This is a genomic window from Bradyrhizobium sp. RP6 (assembly GCF_003837805.1).
Classification (GTDB): domain Bacteria; phylum Pseudomonadota; class Alphaproteobacteria; order Rhizobiales; family Xanthobacteraceae; genus Bradyrhizobium.
Map to the genome: position 1 here is coordinate 130,225 of NZ_RQIT01000019.1, position 14,418 is coordinate 144,642.

Below are 14,418 nucleotides of genomic sequence, written 5' to 3' on the forward strand. Positions count from 1 at the left end.
ACATCAACCAAATCCGGTCGTCGCGTCGGTTGGAACGGGAAGCTGGCCGCAATCTGGAACTGATCTGGCTGCTGAAGGGATTGAAGCCGGGTTATCGAACGATCGCCAACTTCCGCAAGGAGAACTGGGCGGCTCTGAAGGAGGCCAACCGCAGCTTCGTGCTGCTGATGCGCGAACTCGGTCTCGTCGGCGGCAGCGTTGTTGCGATTGACGGCTCGTTTTTCCATGGCGACGCCAGCAAGGCCAGCGTCTTTACACGCAAGAGGCTTGCCGATCAGATCGCAAAGCTTGACCAGGAGATCGAGGCTTACGGCAAGTCCCTTGAGGACAATGATGCCGCAGAAGCCAGGAAGCCGGGCAAGGATGGGCCCGACGGCGGCGGCGGAGATAGCGGCGACATCGGCGCGAAGGTCGCGGCGCTGATGGCCAAGCGCTCGCGCGCACAAGCTGATCTTGCTCGACTGGAAGAGAGCGGCCAGACGCAGCTGTGCCTGACCGATCCGGATGCCCGGCTTCTGGTCAAGAGCAGCCAGGGGGTCGCAGGCTACAATGTGCAGACCGCCGTCGACGACAAGCACAAGCTCATTGTCGCCAGCGAGGTGGTCAACGACAGCAGCGATGTCGGCCAGCTGCATGCGATGGCCATCGCGGCAAAAAAGGCCCTTGAGGTCAAGTCCCTCCAGGCGCTGGCTGATGAGGGGTATTACAGCAGTCTCGAGCTGAAGGCCTGCGAGGACGATGGCATCACGGCCTATGTGCCGGTGCCGGAGGGCAACGCTCGGCTCGAGAAGGAAGGCCGCTTTGCCCTCAAGGATTTCGACTATGACGGTGCATCCGACACCTACCGTTGTCCCGCCGGCCAACTGCTACATCCGATGAAGAGCAGGCAAAAGAACACCAGTGGCCGCATCGAGATCCGCTACGCGGCGCGTGGAGTGATCTGCAGGACCTGCCCGCTCAAGGTCCGCTGCCTCGGCTCAAACGCAGCCTACCGGACGATCGGTCGCTGGGAGCATGAAGACGTTCTTGAACGTCATCGCGCGCGGATGCAAGGCGCAGGCGAACTGATGCGCCGTCGCTCTGGCATCGTCGAGCATCCGTTTGGCACGCTCAAATGCCGTGCCGGCTATCGTCATTTCCTGGTCCGCGGCTTCGACAAGGTCCGCGGCGAGTGGAGCCTGATGGCGCTTTGCTACAACTTCACTCGCGTGCTCAACATCCTTGGGTTCGACACGTTTCTGGCCGCACTCGCAAAGACGCTTGCTCCTTGCCGATGCACCCTCGCAGCCCTCCTGCAGGGCATAAAGGTTGCTCTAGCGACCTTCTGGCGAATATTTCAGTCCCCGCTCGCAATCACCCCATCCGCTACGGCCTAGGACCGCCAACGAACCAATTCTTGCTCAGCCTCGTCGGGCAAAACACCCCGCAACGGCGTCAACCCCTCCGCTCAAAAATATTCCACTTTACCGAAATTCGGAATTTGAGCATACATCAAAACAGCCCGGCCTGACGAAGAGGGGCGGTTCGCGAGTCGTTCGAAACGCGGGCCGGGTTGCGGTGGACGCGGCAGCGTCGGCACGGAAGGTGCGGGCAGGGCGGGTAGTCTCTGTGAGCTCGCGGCCACGTGCGGACGAACGGCGCTGCTAGGCTCGTCTCGTCTGTAAGTTTCCGGCTCTGGCGACAGGTCGGGAAAACTGCGGCGAAATGGCGGGCCGTGCGTACGGCAAAACCGTGTGGTCCTGGCCGTCGTTGCTACGGTCAAGCCCTTTGCGGAGATGCGCGCGAGCCCAACCGGGCAGACGGCATCGTCAATTCGCGGGGCGAGGGAGGCCAGAGGGAATTCGGCTCCCGGGAGAGCGCGGCATAAGCCGTCCGACCATCGCGCAGGGAAGGCCGAGTGATCGGCGACACCTGTATGCTGCTGTGCGGTTTCTCTGCGTGTGCTTTTCGCGCAGCGGACCGCGGGTGCCCGTCGGCACCCGGTCTTCCCTGCGCCCTCTTTCTTTTGGGGCGATGGAATGAAGCAAAGCTCGGGCGAGATGAGCCGCGAGGCTGCGAAGCCGTGTCTGCAGGTCAATGTCGCCGTAGGATGGGTAGAGCGAAGCGAAGCCCATCAACTTCAACATCGCGGGAAGAGCTTGATGGGTTTCGCTTCGCTCCACCCATCCTACAAGTCTTCCTACACTTCCCTTCTGCTCAAGAACGCCAGCCGCTCGAACAGATGCACGTCCTGCTCGTTCTTCAGCAGCGCGCCGTGCAGCGGCGGGATCAGTTTTCGCGGGTCGCGTTCGCGCAGCTGTTCGGCGCTCATGTCTTCGTTGAGCAGCAGCTTGAGCCAGTCCAAGAGCTCGGAGGTCGACGGCTTCTTCTTCAGGCCGGGCACCTCGCGCACCTCGAAGAAGATGCGCAGGGCTTCCTCGACCAGGCGCTTCTTGATGCCGGGGAAGTGGACGTCGACGATGCGACCCATCGTGTCGGCGTCGGGGAACTTGATGTAATGGAAGAAGCAGCGGCGCAGGAAGGCGTCCGGCAGCTCCTTCTCGTTGTTGGAGGTGATCATCATGATCGGGCGCTGCTTCGCCTTGATCGTCTCGCCGGTCTCGTAGACATGGAATTCCATGCGGTCGAGTTCGAGTAGCAGGTCGTTGGGGAATTCGATGTCGGCCTTGTCGATCTCGTCGATCAGGAGCACCGGGCGCTGCTCGGCCGTGAAGGCCTCCCACAGCTTGCCGCGCTTGATGTAGTTCTTGATGTCGGACACGCGGGCATCGCCGAGCTGGCTGTCGCGCAGGCGCGACACCGCGTCGTATTCGTAGAGGCCCTGCTGCGCCTTGGTGGTGGACTTGATGTGCCAGGTCAAAAGCGGCGCGTTCAGCGCCTTCGCCACTTCCTCCGCCAGCACCGTCTTGCCGGTGCCGGGCTCGCCCTTCACCAGGAGCGGGCGCTCGAGCACGATCGAGGCATTGACGGCGACCTTGAGATCGTCGGTCGCAACATAGTCCTTGGTGCCGGTAAACTTCATCGCGCGTCCTTGTTGGTCGTCGTCGTGAGGCAATGCCTTCGTCACGACAAGCGAACGGCCGCGCATCGCGGCCGTTCCTGGTTCGGTCAGGCTTTCAGACCCGTTTTATCAGCGAAAGGATGACGAGCACAATCACCGCGCCGATCGTGGCGTTCACGATGGCGCCGACCGTGCCGGTGGCGAGCTGGATGTGGAGCTGGGGCAGCACCCAGCCCGCAACCAGTGCGCCGATGATGCCGACGACGATGTTGCCGACCAGTCCAAATCCCGCCCCGTGGACAATCTTGCCCGCGAGCCAGCCGGCGATGGCACCGATGATCAGTGCTGCGAGAATTCCCATTGGAAACGTCCCCCAAACAACCCCTTGATGTCGCCAATTCTAGAGCAAAAAGCCTGCCGGTCCAGCGTCCCGCGGCGGTCTACGCCCCTTGACGTTCGCCCCCCGACGGGCAATCTGTCACCCATGTTCCTGCAATTCTTCACCTCTCTGCGCGATGCGCAGGTCCCCGTGACGCTGCGCGAATACCTCACGCTGATGGAGGCGCTCGACGCTGACCTCGCGGACTACACGGTCGAAAATTTCTACTACCTGTCGCGCGCCTCCCTGGTGAAGGACGAGCGCAACCTCGACAAGTTCGACCGCGTCTTCGGCACCGTTTTCAAGGGGCTGGAAAGCCTGCTCGAGGCCATGGACAAGGCGGAGATCCCCGAGGAGTGGCTGAAGAAGCTCGCGGAAAAGTACCTGACGGAAGAAGAGAAGAAGCAGATCGAGGCCATGGGCTGGGACAAGCTCATGGAGACCCTGAAGAAGCGCCTCGAGGAGCAGAAGGGCCGTCACCAGGGCGGCTCGAAATGGATCGGCACCGCCGGCACCTCGCCGTTCGGCGCCCACGGCTACAATCCCGAAGGCGTGCGCATCGGGCAGGAGAAGAACCGCAACAACCGCGCCGTGAAGGTGTGGGACAAGCGCGAGTTCAAGGATCTCGACGGCAATGTCGAGCTCGGCATCCGTAACATCAAGGTGGCGCTGCGCCGCCTGCGCAAGTTCGCGCGCACCGGCGCGCCGGACGAACTCGACCTCGACACCACCATCCGCGAGACCGCCAATCACGGCTATCTCGACGTGCACATGCGCCCCGAGCGGCGCAACGCAGTGAAGCTGCTGGTGTTCTTCGACATCGGCGGCTCGATGGACGCGCATATCGAGCAGGTCGAGGAGCTGTTCTCGGCGGCGAAGAGCGAGTTCAAGCATATGGAGTATTTCTACTTCCACAATTGCCTCTATGAGGGCGTGTGGAAGCAGAACAAGCGCCGCTTCACCGACCGCACGCCGACCTGGGACGTGCTGCACAAATATCCGCACGACTACAAGGTCGTGTTCGTCGGCGACGCCTCGATGTCGCCTTACGAGATCATGGTGCCCGGCGGCTCGGTCGAGCACGTCAACGAGGAGCCCGGCTCGGTCTGGCTCGACCGCATCATCCGCACCTATCCGCACACCGTGTGGCTGAACCCGGTGCAGCAAAAGCACTGGGACTATTCGGAATCCACCACCATCATCAAGCGCATCTTCGCCAACCGGATGTACCCGATCACGATCGAGGGGCTGGAAGCTGCGATGAAGGAATTGACGCATTGATGCACGAGTGAGCGGCGACGGGACTGCGCTCCCTCCCCCGCCTGCGGGGGAGGGTTGGGGAGAGGGTTCTCTCCACGAGCGACGTCCCCCGAGAGGAGAGAGCCCTCACCCGCGTAGCTTCGCTCCGCGACCTCTCCCGCAAGCGGGAGAGGTGACCCCCACATCCGGCAGTTCGCCCGGGACGTCGACGTAACAAGAGGGAGAACCACATGCCCCAGACCATCACCCGCGGCATCAAGGCGCTGATCGACGAGGCCAATGGCGAGATCGAAACGCTAACAGCCAAGGACGCGATCGAGATCTCCAAGAACGGCGATGTCGTCATCGTCGACATCCGCGACCCCCGCGAGATCGAGCGCGACGGCCGCATTCCCGGCGCCTTCGCCTGCACCCGCGGCATGCTGGAATTCTGGATCGATCCGCAGAGCCCCTACGCAAAGCCGATCTTCCAGGAGGACAAGAAGTTCGTGTTCCACTGCGCCGGCGGCTTGCGCTCCGCGCTCGCGGCCAAGACCGCGCAGGACATGGGCCTCAAACCCGTCGCCCACATCGCCGGCGGCTACGCCGCCTGGCGCGACGCCGGCGGGCCCACGGAGAAGTGGGAGCCGAAGAAGAAGGGGTAACTTGTCACACGCGGGCTTGACCCGCGTGTCCATCATTTCAAGAAGGATGGATTGCCGGGGCAAGCCCGGCAATGACGCCTGGAGAGTACAGACGCATGACAACCGACCCTCTCGTCTCCACCGAATGGCTCGCCGCGCACATGGGCGACGCCAACGTCAAGCTCCTCGACGCCAGCTTCAAGCTGCCGGGCGTGCTGCCGCTGCCGAAGGACGACTACCTCGCCGCGCATCTGCCGGGCGCGGTGTTCTTCGACGTCGATGCGGTGTCGGATCATTCCAACCCGCTGCCGCACATGTTTCCGAGCGCGGAGCAGTTCGGCCGCGACGTCGGCAATCTCGGTATCTCCAATGCCGATACCGTCGTGCTCTACGATGCCGGCGGCTGGGTCGCCGCGCCCCGCGCGTGGTGGATGTTCCTGTCCTATGGCCACGGCAATGTGCGCATCCTCAATGGCGGCCTCAAGAAGTGGCGCGCCGAGGGCCGCCCGGTCGAGAGCGGTGAGGTCAAGCCGAAGCCTGCGACATTCAAGGCCAGCTACGATTCAAAACGCGTGCGCAGCATGCAGCAGCTGATCGCCAATGTCGAAAACCGCAAGGAGCAGGTGATCGATGCGCGCGCCGCCGACCGTTTCGAGGGCCGCGCGCCGGAGCCGCGTCCGGGCATCCGCTCCGGCCACATCCCCGGCGCTCGCAACGTGCCCTACAACCTGCTGTTCGATGCCGCGACCGGCGAGATGAAGCCGCTCGATGAGCTCCGCGCCGCCTTCACGGCCGCTGGCGTCAAGCTCGATGCGCCGATCGTGACCAGCTGCGGCTCGGGCGTATCGGCCGGCGTGCTGACGCTCGCGCTCTATCGCCTCGGCATCACCGACACCGCGCTCTATGACGGCTCGTGGTCGGAATGGGGCCAGGCCGGCGGCCCGCCGATCGCGACGGGGCCGGCGTAGCCTCGCTGCTTCCACATCGTCATGGCCGGGCTTGATCCGGCCATCCACGTCCTCACCGCGTGCGTGTGGTTGTCGTCGCGAAGGTCTGCTGTCCAAACGGATCGAGCTGTTGCTGCAACTGCTGAGGCGGCGGACGTCGCACCACGCGGTGCCGCTTCTTCGCCTGCGCCTTGCGTTTGGCCGCCTTGCTGTCGGAGGCGTTGCTGTCGGTCTTGCTGTTGGCCTTGCTGTCGGCTTTGGCCTTCGCCGGCGGCTCCTTCACGGCCGTCGTCGCTGGCTCGTTCAGTGCGGCCAGCTTGGCCGCGGCGGCGTCGAGCGCCGGGGAGGCGAGGGCGGCACCGGGGTCAGCAGGCGCTGGTTCGCTGGCAGCTGTGGCAGGGTTGGCCTCGGGCATCGGGGCCGTGGTATCGGCCGGGGTCAGCGTGTCGGTGGAAGCTGGCGCTGCGGCCTCCACGGTTGCTTCGGGTTCGGCTGGCTCGACAGCCGAGACTTCGGCTGGGGGCGCCACGGCCTCGGGCTGCGGATCGGCTTCGGCCGTCAGCGCGGCCACCTGCTCGGGCTCGCTCGCCGGCAGCCCGATGGTCGGCACCTGGTCGCGCAGGGACGGCGCCGGCTCGGCGCTCAACTCCGGCTCGATGCGCAATACCGCGAGCACAGGCCGGGCCGGTTCGGGCACTTGCGCAAACACCTGCTCCTGCGGGCCATTCCGCCAGGCGGGGTTGCTGACATACTGCTGATGGGTCGCCCGCAGCAGCGCGGCGGCTCCCAGGCCGAACACCAGGATGGAGGTTGACAACAGGATCGCGGCAAACAGGAAGCGAAAGCCGGGAAGCATCGAGCGATTGCGAATTTCCGCCCCAGCGGCGACGTGACCGGGGCCCAAGAGGCATCTGAACGCGGTGTCGGTACTGATTGCCGCGTTCGCCACGCGGGATCGGAGCTCGAAAAGGTGGCGAATCACGCTGATTCGACCATATCGCAACGCTCCCGCGTCGTTCCGTTAAAATCACGGCCGAATAACGCGGCGATTGATGGCGCAATACGATTTCAGCCCCGTGATGCAACGGGGCAACGGTCGTCTTGCGGATCACAAATCGGCAAATCCGGCGCAAATAGTCCTGATATGTCTTGAATGTGCCGCTATCTTCCGTCATCTGGCCGTTAACGGTCCGATCGGGCTTCGGGACTATACAAGAGCGATGATGATCAAACATTTTCTGACGATATGCGCTGCCGCAACAGTCGCTGCGGCGGGAACCTCGCTCGCTCAGGCTCAGAGCTATCCAGTCCAGCAGGCGCCGAGCTATGGCGCCCCGGCCGAATATCGGCCCGGTGACCGCACGCCGAATTTCGACGCACTGGACGAAGACGACGAGGCGATGCCGCAGGCCTCGCTACCGCCGCCCGGCCCAGTCGACGATCCACGCTACGGTCGCCCGCTCGGCGCCCCCCCGGTCTATTCGGCCGCCCCGCAGGGTCCGGTGATGTCGCCGGATGATCCCCGTTATGGTCGTCCGGCTGGCGCTCCGCCGGTCTATTCGGCGGCGCCCCAAGGGCCCGTGATGTCGCCGGACGATCCCCGCTACGGCCGGCCCGCGGGTCCGCCGCCGGTGATCTATGCCAATCGTCCGGGACAGCAGGCGCCCGCCAATGACGGCCTGCGTCCGCCTGAGGCCGTCGGTGGTCCCGCCGCGACCGGGACGGTCCAGTCCGCCCAGCCGCCCGTCGATGCCGATGGCCGGCCGATGACAATCGCGTCGCTGCCGCCCGAGGAGCAGCCCGATGCTGCGCCGGCGCAGCTACCGCAAAACCTGCGCCGCCAGGAAGTCGCGTTCCAGACCAAGGAGCCGGCCGGCACGCTCGTGGTCGATACGCCCAACACCTACCTCTATTACGTGCTCGGCAACGGCCGTGCGATCCGCTACGGCGTCCGCGTCGGCCGCGACGGCTTCACCTGGACCGGCGTGCAGAAGATCACCCGCAAGGCCGAGTGGCCGGATTGGCATCCGCCGACCGAGATGATCGAGCGTCAGCCCTACCTGCCGCGCTTCATGGCCGGCGGCCCCGGCAATCCGTTAGGGGCCCGCGCGATGTATCTCGGCTCGACGGTCTACCGCATCCACGGCACCAACCAGCCCTCGACGATCGGTAAGTTCGTCTCCTCCGGCTGCATCGGCATGCTGAACGAGGACGTCTCCGACCTGTTCGATCGCGTCAAGGTCGGCACCCGCGTGGTGGTGCTGCCGGGCGGTCCGCCGCCGGGAACGGCGACCGCCTCCGCCGCACCGACGCCCAGCGCTGCCGGGCCGGCTCCGATGTCCGCCCAGGCCGGTCCGGTCCCGGGCACGCAGCCGACGGTGGTGCCGCCGCTGCCCGCGCCGGTCACCGTGCGCTGAGCGCTGCGAGAGAAGTTCGAATTGCGATGGGCGTGCCTTGGGCACGCCCATCGTCGTTTGAGGCCAGTGTCGCTTCAGGCAAGCCTGCGCGGCAGCTCGCCGCCCTTGGTGAAGGCGTCGATCGCCTCGACCATCTGGCCGTAATGGATGCGTAGTCCGTCGGTGGTGGCGTAGCCGAGATGTGGCGTCAGCACGAGATTGTCGAGTTTGCGGAAGGGATGGTCGACCGGCAGCGGCTCGACCGAGAACACGTCCAAGCCGGCGCCCGCGATCCTCCTCTGCTGCAACGCCTCGAGCAGCGCCTGCTCGTCCACGATCGGTCCGCGTGCGGTGTTGACGAGAAAGGCGGTCGGCTTCATCCGCGCAAGATCGGCAGCTCCAACCAGTCCGCGCGAGCGCTCGCTCAGCACGACATGGATGGTGACGATATCGGCCTTGGCGAATAGCTCCTCCTTGTTGGCGTAGCCGACGCCGGCCTCCTTGCACTTCTCCGGCGTGAGGTTCGGGCTCCAGGCGATCACGTTCATGCCGAACGCCTTCGCAATGCCCGCCATCTTGCTGCCGAGCTTGCCGAGCCCGACGATGCCGAGCGTCATGCCTTCGATCTCGACGCCGGCAAAGGTTTGCCAGGGCTCGCCCGCATGCATGCGCGCATTCTCGCGGCCGATGCCGCGAGTCAGTTCCAGGATCAGGCCCATGGTGAGCGGCGCCGTCGGATCGCGGGAATATTGTGTGCCGCCGATGGCCACATTGCGCGCCTTCGCGGCCTCCATGTCGATGGAGGCGTTGCGCATGCCTGAGGTCAACAGCAACTTCAGCTTCGGTAGGCTCTCGAACAGGCTCTTGGGGAATGCGGTGCGCTCGCGCATCGCGCAGATGACATCGAAATCCGCCAGCGCGCTTGCCGCGGCCTGCTCCGAAGCGAAGGGGTGGCTGAACACGGTGACCTCGACCCGGTCGGACAGTTTCGGCCAATCGGCGACGTCGAGCGCGAGGTTGAAATAGTCGTCGAGAATTGCACAGCGCAGCCGGCTCATCAGCGTTCATCCATGGCGAGAGGTGACGGTGCAAGCGGGCGCCATCGTCGGGCCGGGCCATGGTTGCGCGCAATCGGGACAGCGTGCAAGCAGCTTGCGACTTCAAAAATCCGATAGGAGAGGAGGCTCAGAGATCGCGGGGCTTCAGGCGGAACGGCGCATCCATGCCGTGCTTGGCGCGCCAGGCGGGACCGGGTCCACGCATGTAGTGCAGTTCGGGCCGGTAGGGATTGAAGGCGGTGGCGAAGAAGCGCTTCCAGAAGCCCTTGATCTCCGAGACGAACCCGGAGACGTGGCCGGCTTCTGCCGGAACAGGAAGAGTGTTGGTCTCGATCAGAGCCATGGTCGGCCTCGCTGTGCTCCCGTTCATTCTGGCGGGCGGCGCTGTTTCCGCGCGAAACCGAGCTTTGGCCTGATTTATTAAAAGAAAGTTTCAATTGTCCGGATTGGCGTCCGGATGGTGTCCGTCCGTATTCATCCATGGTGAACGGACGGAAAACATTGCCCTTTGAGGGCGGGATCGTTACATCGGCGGCAAGCAAATTTCCTCAAATCGAAGGTGTCACGGGACCGATGGCGCGCCAGTTCATCTATTTCATGCAGGGCCTGACCAAGAGCTACCCGACCCGGAAGGTGCTCGATAACATCCACCTGAGCTTCTATCCCGACGCCAAGATCGGCGTGCTTGGCGTCAACGGCTCGGGCAAGTCGACGCTGCTCAGGATCATGGCCGGCCTGGACAAGGAATACACTGGCGAGGCCTGGGTCGCCGAGGGCGCCCGTGTCGGCTATCTCGAGCAGGAGCCGCAACTCGATCCGAAGCTCTCGGTGCGCGAGAACGTGATGCAGGGCGTCGCCAAGCAGAAGGCGATCCTCGACCGCTACAACGAACTCGCGGTCAATTACTCGGACGAAACGGCCGATGAGATGACCAAGCTGCAGGACGAGATCGAGGCCCAGGGCCTTTGGGATCTCGACAGCAAGGTGGACCAGGCCATGGACGCGCTGCGCTGTCCGCCCGATGATGCCGACGTGACCAAGCTCTCGGGCGGTGAGCGCCGCCGCGTCGCGCTGTGCCGGCTGCTGCTGGACCAACCCGAGCTGCTGCTGCTGGACGAGCCGACCAACCATCTCGACGCCGAATCCGTGTCGTGGCTGGAAGGGCACCTGCGCAACTATCCCGGCGCGATCCTGATCGTCACCCACGACCGCTACTTCCTCGACAACGTCACGGGCTGGATTCTCGAGCTCGATCGCGGCCGCGGCATCCCCTACGAGGGCAATTATTCGTCCTGGCTGGTGCAGAAGCAGAAGCGCCTGGAGCAGGAGGGGCGCGAGGATGCCGCGCACCAGAAGACGCTCGCCCGCGAGCAGGAATGGGTCGCCTCCTCGCCGAAGGCGCGCCAGGCCAAGTCGAAAGCGCGCTACCAGCGCTATGAGGAGCTGCTCAAGAAAGCGAGCGAGAAGCAGACCCAGACCGCCCAGATCATCATTCCCGTTGCCGAGCGGCTCGGCGCCAACGTCGTCGATTTCGATGGCCTCAGCAAAGGCTTTGGAGATCGCCTCTTGATCGACAATCTCACGTTCAAGCTGCCGCCCGGCGGCATCGTCGGCGTGATCGGTCCCAACGGCGCCGGCAAGACCACGCTGTTCAGGATGATCACCGGCCAGGAGAAGCCGGACGCAGGCACGATCACAGTCGGCGAGACCGTGCATCTCGGCTATGTCGACCAGTCGCGCGATGCGCTCGACGGCAAGAAGACCGTTTGGGAGGAGATTTCGGGCGGCAACGAATTGATCCTGCTCGGCAAGAAGGAAGTGAACTCGCGCGGCTATTGCTCGGCGTTCAACTTCAAGGGCGCGGACCAGCAGAAGAAGGTCGGCGCGTTGTCCGGCGGTGAACGCAACCGCGTGCATCTCGCCAAGATGCTGAAGTCCGGCGCCAACGTGCTGCTGCTCGACGAACCGACCAACGACCTCGACGTCGACACGCTGCGTGCGCTCGAAGAGGCACTGGAGGACTTTGCCGGCTGCGCCGTCATCATCAGCCACGATCGCTGGTTCCTCGACCGCATCGCGACCCACATCCTGGCCTTCGAAGGCGACAGCCATGTCGAATGGTTCGAGGGCAATTTCCAGGATTACGAGAAGGACAAGATGCGCCGTCTCGGCCAGGACAGCATCATTCCACACCGTGTGAAGTACAAGAAGCTGACGCGGTGATGGGGACCTGATGCGGCGGGCGCTCATCGCTGCGGTGATCGTGGTCACCTGCGGCTGGTCGTCCGCCCGGGCAGCAGACGCGGCCTTCACGCAATTCATCGCCTCGCTCTGGCCGGAAGCGCAGGCCGCGGGCGTCTCGCGCGCGACGTTCGAGCGAGAGACGCGCGGGCTCGAGCCTGATTACAAATTGCCTGATTTGATCCTGCCCGGACGGCCCGCGACCGGCGCGCCGTCGCAGGCCGAGTTCGTGCAGGTGCCGGCCGACTACGTCAAGGAAGCGTCGATCGCCCGGCTCGCCGGCGAGGGGCAGCGGCTGCTGCAAAAATATCGCACCGCACTGACCGAGATCGAGAGAAGCTCCGGCGTGCCCGCCACCGTCATGCTCGCGATCTGGGGCCGAGAGACCGATTACGGCCGCTACACGCTGCCTTACGATCTCGTGCGCGTGCTGGCGACGCAGGCCTATGTCGGACGCCGCAAGGACCAGTATCGCAACGAGTTCATTCTCTCGCTCAAGATTCTCGGCGAGGGCATGGTGACGCGCAAGGACATGCGCTCGTCCTGGGCCGGGGCCACCGGGCTGACGCAGTTCCTGCCGTCGGAATATTACAAGCATGGCGTCGACTTCGACGGCGATGGCCGCATCGATATCTGGCACTCCGTGCCGGATGCGCTGGCCTCCGCCGCGCAGCAGCTCGTCAACAAGGGTTGGCAAAGCGGGGTGCGCTGGTCCTATGAGGTGCAGGCCCCGGCGAAGGTTGATTGCACCACGGGCGTACCGGAGGTGACGAAGCCGATCGGTCAATGGCTGCGCGAAGGCTTTGTGCCGGTGCGTAGCGCGAGGCTCAGCGCCGCCGAGCAGGCGCAGCAGGCCTCGCTGCTCCAGCCCGAAGGCATCTACGGTCCGTCGTTCCTGACCACGAAGAATTACTTCGTGATCAAGGAGTACAATTTCTCCGACCTCTACGTGCTGTTCGTCGGTCATCTCAGCGACCGGATGACGAGTCCGCTGCCATTCGCAACCCCGTGGTCGGCTTCGAAGCAGCTGCGCACGAAAGACGTCGAGACCATGCAGCGCGAGCTGACGCGCATCGGGCTCTACAAGGACAAGATCGACGGCAAGGCCGGCATGCAGACGCGCGCCGCGCTCGGCGCCTATCAGAAGTCGGTCGGCCTCAAGGTCGATTGCTGGCCGAGCGAAGCGGTGCTGCGCTCGATCCAGGCGAGGCGATAGCGCAGGGCCAAAAGAAAAAGCCCGGCCGATGGTCTCGGCCGGGCCTCGATCGCGGCGCTTGGGAGCGCCGTGCGATCAGATCAGTAGCAGACGCGAACCGGGCGGACGACCCAGCCATAGCCGTCCCAATAACGCTGGCGCTGCCAGTAGCAGGGCGGGGGCGGCGGGCCGGGCTCGGCGACGTATACGGGACCGCCATAGGCGGGGCGGCTCGACGCGATAGCGCCGCCAACGATCGCGCCGCCGATCAGGCCGGCCGCGATGCCGGCGCCGATGCCGTCATGGGCCTTCGCGGACGGAGTGGCGGTCACCAGCGAACCGGCGACCGTCGCAACCGTCAGGACGGCAACTAAAGTCTTCTTCATGCTCAAGGCTCTCCTGGGAGATGGGCTCCCCTTGTTAGGGGCGCTCGGGTTTCAAAGGTTCACGCACACGCGGATGGATTTGGCCGTGCAGCTAGGAAGCGCGCAATTGGTCAACCCACGGTAAACGCAAACGGAGCTGTGACGAGAAAAAGCGGTCTTTTTCGGGCCCCGAGATGAACGGCACATCCGTAGCGAACCGGTTCTGGCGCCTTAGCCGCAGACTCTGACGCGGCGGACGCGCCAGGCATAGCCGTCCCAGAAGCGCTGCTTCTGCCAGACGCAGTTGCCGTAATAGTCGTCGGCGACATAGCCCGGACCGGGAGCGTAGTAGCGAGGCGGGTAGTAGCCCGGTTCGTAATAGCCGGGGCCAGGTCCGTAATAATACGGAGAGGCCAGCGCACCGCCGACGATGGCGCCGCCGATGATCCCGGCCGCCACGCCTGCTGCGACGCCCCGCTGGGCTTGGGCAGATGTTCCGGCCGTCAGGGTTAGAGTGATGATGGCAGCGACTGCCAGGAACGACTTCTTCATGCGCTTGACCTTATCACACGCGGGAACTCTTTGGGGCAAGGTTCCATATTTCGTTTGAATGATCAATGAACGGCACCTTTGCCGGAGACGACCAACCGGCATGGACCCTGTTTCATCAGGAGACGATGATGGGCAACGCGACGGTCAATGCATTGATTGCCGCTGGGGTTGTCCTCGCGATCGGCTACGGCTGGATCGCTCACCTCCGGAATAGGGGTCAGCGGCGCTCGCGCGCCACGGCCGGCGGCGATGGTCATGGCGGGAACACCTATATGGGGACAAGCGACGGCTTCTTGTTGGGAAGCTGGTTTTCCAGCGACCGTTCGGGGAGCTCGACCGACGGCGGCAGCTGTTCCAGCAGCGATGGCGGCAGCAGTGGCGGGGATTGCGGAGGTGGCGGC

Annotated in this window: 15 protein-coding genes; 8 read left to right on the forward strand and 7 right to left on the reverse strand. The window is 64.5% G+C overall.

Translation table 11 applies throughout. From position 1 onward, the window contains the following. Positions 1-2: 2 nt before the first annotated feature. Entirely contained in the window at positions 3-1,376 is a 1,374-nt protein-coding gene (locus EHH60_RS27860) for an IS1182 family transposase (RefSeq protein ID WP_245454605.1), read from the forward strand. A gap of 803 nt (positions 1,377-2,179) precedes the next feature. Here EHH60_RS27860 and EHH60_RS27870 read toward each other — a convergent pair. Beyond that, positions 2,180-3,022 carry an AAA family ATPase gene (locus EHH60_RS27870; RefSeq protein ID WP_024339458.1) on the reverse strand — a complete coding sequence of 281 codons (843 nt, stop codon included), beginning with the start codon at positions 3,020-3,022 and terminating at the stop codon, positions 2,180-2,182. A gap of 94 nt (positions 3,023-3,116) precedes the next feature. Further along, positions 3,117-3,362, reverse strand: coding sequence for a GlsB/YeaQ/YmgE family stress response membrane protein (locus EHH60_RS27875; protein ID WP_124162586.1), 246 nt, complete (start codon positions 3,360-3,362; stop codon positions 3,117-3,119). A 123-nt stretch (positions 3,363-3,485) separates the two neighbouring features. Between EHH60_RS27875 and EHH60_RS27880 the strand changes: the two genes are divergently transcribed. From EHH60_RS27880 to sseA, 3 genes are all read left to right on the forward strand, one after another. After that, positions 3,486-4,661 carry a vWA domain-containing protein gene (locus EHH60_RS27880; RefSeq protein ID WP_036042143.1) on the forward strand — a complete coding sequence of 392 codons (1,176 nt, stop codon included), beginning with the start codon at positions 3,486-3,488 and terminating at the stop codon, positions 4,659-4,661. Positions 4,662-4,870: 209 nt separating this feature from the next. Further along, complete coding sequence (locus EHH60_RS27885; protein ID WP_124162587.1) at positions 4,871-5,284, forward strand: rhodanese-like domain-containing protein; 414 nt, start codon at positions 4,871-4,873, stop codon at positions 5,282-5,284. Positions 5,285-5,379: 95 nt separating this feature from the next. After that, positions 5,380-6,231 (forward strand): 3-mercaptopyruvate sulfurtransferase, encoded by an 852-nt coding sequence (gene sseA, locus EHH60_RS27890; protein ID WP_124162588.1) that lies wholly within the window; start codon positions 5,380-5,382, stop codon positions 6,229-6,231. Positions 6,232-6,283: 52 nt separating this feature from the next. On the opposite strand, the gene EHH60_RS27895 is transcribed toward sseA, so the two are convergent. Continuing rightward, on the reverse strand, positions 6,284-7,066 hold the full coding sequence (locus tag EHH60_RS27895; RefSeq protein WP_199752090.1) for a hypothetical protein: 783 nt from the start codon (positions 7,064-7,066) through the stop codon (positions 6,284-6,286). Positions 7,067-7,433: 367 nt separating this feature from the next. Here EHH60_RS27895 and EHH60_RS27900 point away from each other — a divergent pair, with 367 nt between their 5' ends. Next, positions 7,434-8,627 (forward strand): L,D-transpeptidase family protein, encoded by a 1,194-nt coding sequence (locus tag EHH60_RS27900; protein ID WP_199752086.1) that lies wholly within the window; start codon positions 7,434-7,436, stop codon positions 8,625-8,627. A 74-nt stretch (positions 8,628-8,701) separates the two neighbouring features. Here EHH60_RS27900 and EHH60_RS27905 read toward each other — a convergent pair whose 3' ends face one another. Further along, on the reverse strand, positions 8,702-9,664 hold the full coding sequence (locus EHH60_RS27905) for a D-2-hydroxyacid dehydrogenase family protein (RefSeq protein WP_124162591.1): 963 nt from the start codon (positions 9,662-9,664) through the stop codon (positions 8,702-8,704). 127 nt (positions 9,665-9,791) lie between these two features. After that, on the reverse strand, positions 9,792-10,007 hold the full coding sequence (locus tag EHH60_RS27910; protein ID WP_124162592.1) for a hypothetical protein: 216 nt from the start codon (positions 10,005-10,007) through the stop codon (positions 9,792-9,794). Between the two features lie 230 nt (positions 10,008-10,237). Here EHH60_RS27910 and ettA point away from each other — a divergent pair, with 230 nt between their 5' ends. Both ettA and EHH60_RS27920 read left to right on the forward strand, forming a co-directional pair. Then, a complete protein-coding gene (ettA, locus tag EHH60_RS27915; protein ID WP_124162593.1) occupies positions 10,238-11,887 on the forward strand; it encodes an energy-dependent translational throttle protein EttA in 1,650 nt (549 codons plus the stop codon). Positions 11,888-11,894: 7 nt separating this feature from the next. Further along, positions 11,895-13,121: a lytic murein transglycosylase gene (locus EHH60_RS27920; protein ID WP_124162594.1), complete on the forward strand. Its 1,227-nt coding sequence runs from the start codon at positions 11,895-11,897 to the stop codon at positions 13,119-13,121. A gap of 80 nt (positions 13,122-13,201) precedes the next feature. On the opposite strand, the gene EHH60_RS27925 is transcribed toward EHH60_RS27920, so the two are convergent. Together EHH60_RS27925 and EHH60_RS27930 are read right to left on the reverse strand one after the other, a co-directional pair. Further along, the gene (locus EHH60_RS27925) at positions 13,202-13,486 is read right to left on the reverse strand and encodes a hypothetical protein (protein ID WP_024339469.1); all 285 of its coding nucleotides are present in this window, start codon (positions 13,484-13,486) and stop codon (positions 13,202-13,204) included. Between the two features lie 210 nt (positions 13,487-13,696). Beyond that, positions 13,697-14,017, reverse strand: a complete 321-nt coding sequence (locus EHH60_RS27930) for a hypothetical protein (protein WP_124162595.1) — start codon at positions 14,015-14,017, stop codon at positions 13,697-13,699. Positions 14,018-14,142: 125 nt separating this feature from the next. Between EHH60_RS27930 and EHH60_RS27935 the strand changes: the two genes are divergently transcribed. Continuing rightward, on the forward strand, positions 14,143-14,418 hold a 276-nt coding region (locus EHH60_RS27935; protein WP_124162602.1), incomplete at its 3' end, for a hypothetical protein.

Excerpts from the sequence above, each read along its gene's own strand:
- EHH60_RS27870 (WP_024339458.1), bottom strand. The coding sequence starts at position 3,022 with ATGAAGTTTACCGGCACCAAGGACTATGTTGCGACCGACGATCTCAAG.
- EHH60_RS27880 (WP_036042143.1), top strand. The coding sequence starts at position 3,486 with ATGTTCCTGCAATTCTTCACCTCTCTGCGCGATGCGCAGGTCCCCGTG.
- ettA (WP_124162593.1), top strand. The coding sequence starts at position 10,238 with ATGGCGCGCCAGTTCATCTATTTCATGCAGGGCCTGACCAAGAGCTAC.
- EHH60_RS27905 (WP_124162591.1), bottom strand. The coding sequence starts at position 9,664 with ATGAGCCGGCTGCGCTGTGCAATTCTCGACGACTATTTCAACCTCGCG.
- EHH60_RS27930 (WP_124162595.1), bottom strand. The coding sequence starts at position 14,017 with ATGAAGAAGTCGTTCCTGGCAGTCGCTGCCATCATCACTCTAACCCTG.
- EHH60_RS27895 (WP_199752090.1), bottom strand. The coding sequence starts at position 7,066 with ATGCTTCCCGGCTTTCGCTTCCTGTTTGCCGCGATCCTGTTGTCAACC.
- sseA (WP_124162588.1), top strand. The coding sequence starts at position 5,380 with ATGACAACCGACCCTCTCGTCTCCACCGAATGGCTCGCCGCGCACATG.
- EHH60_RS27925 (WP_024339469.1), bottom strand. The coding sequence starts at position 13,486 with ATGAAGAAGACTTTAGTTGCCGTCCTGACGGTTGCGACGGTCGCCGGT.
- EHH60_RS27885 (WP_124162587.1), top strand. The coding sequence starts at position 4,871 with ATGCCCCAGACCATCACCCGCGGCATCAAGGCGCTGATCGACGAGGCC.
- EHH60_RS27910 (WP_124162592.1), bottom strand. The coding sequence starts at position 10,007 with ATGGCTCTGATCGAGACCAACACTCTTCCTGTTCCGGCAGAAGCCGGC.
- EHH60_RS27900 (WP_199752086.1), top strand. The coding sequence starts at position 7,434 with ATGATCAAACATTTTCTGACGATATGCGCTGCCGCAACAGTCGCTGCG.
- EHH60_RS27875 (WP_124162586.1), bottom strand. The coding sequence starts at position 3,362 with ATGGGAATTCTCGCAGCACTGATCATCGGTGCCATCGCCGGCTGGCTC.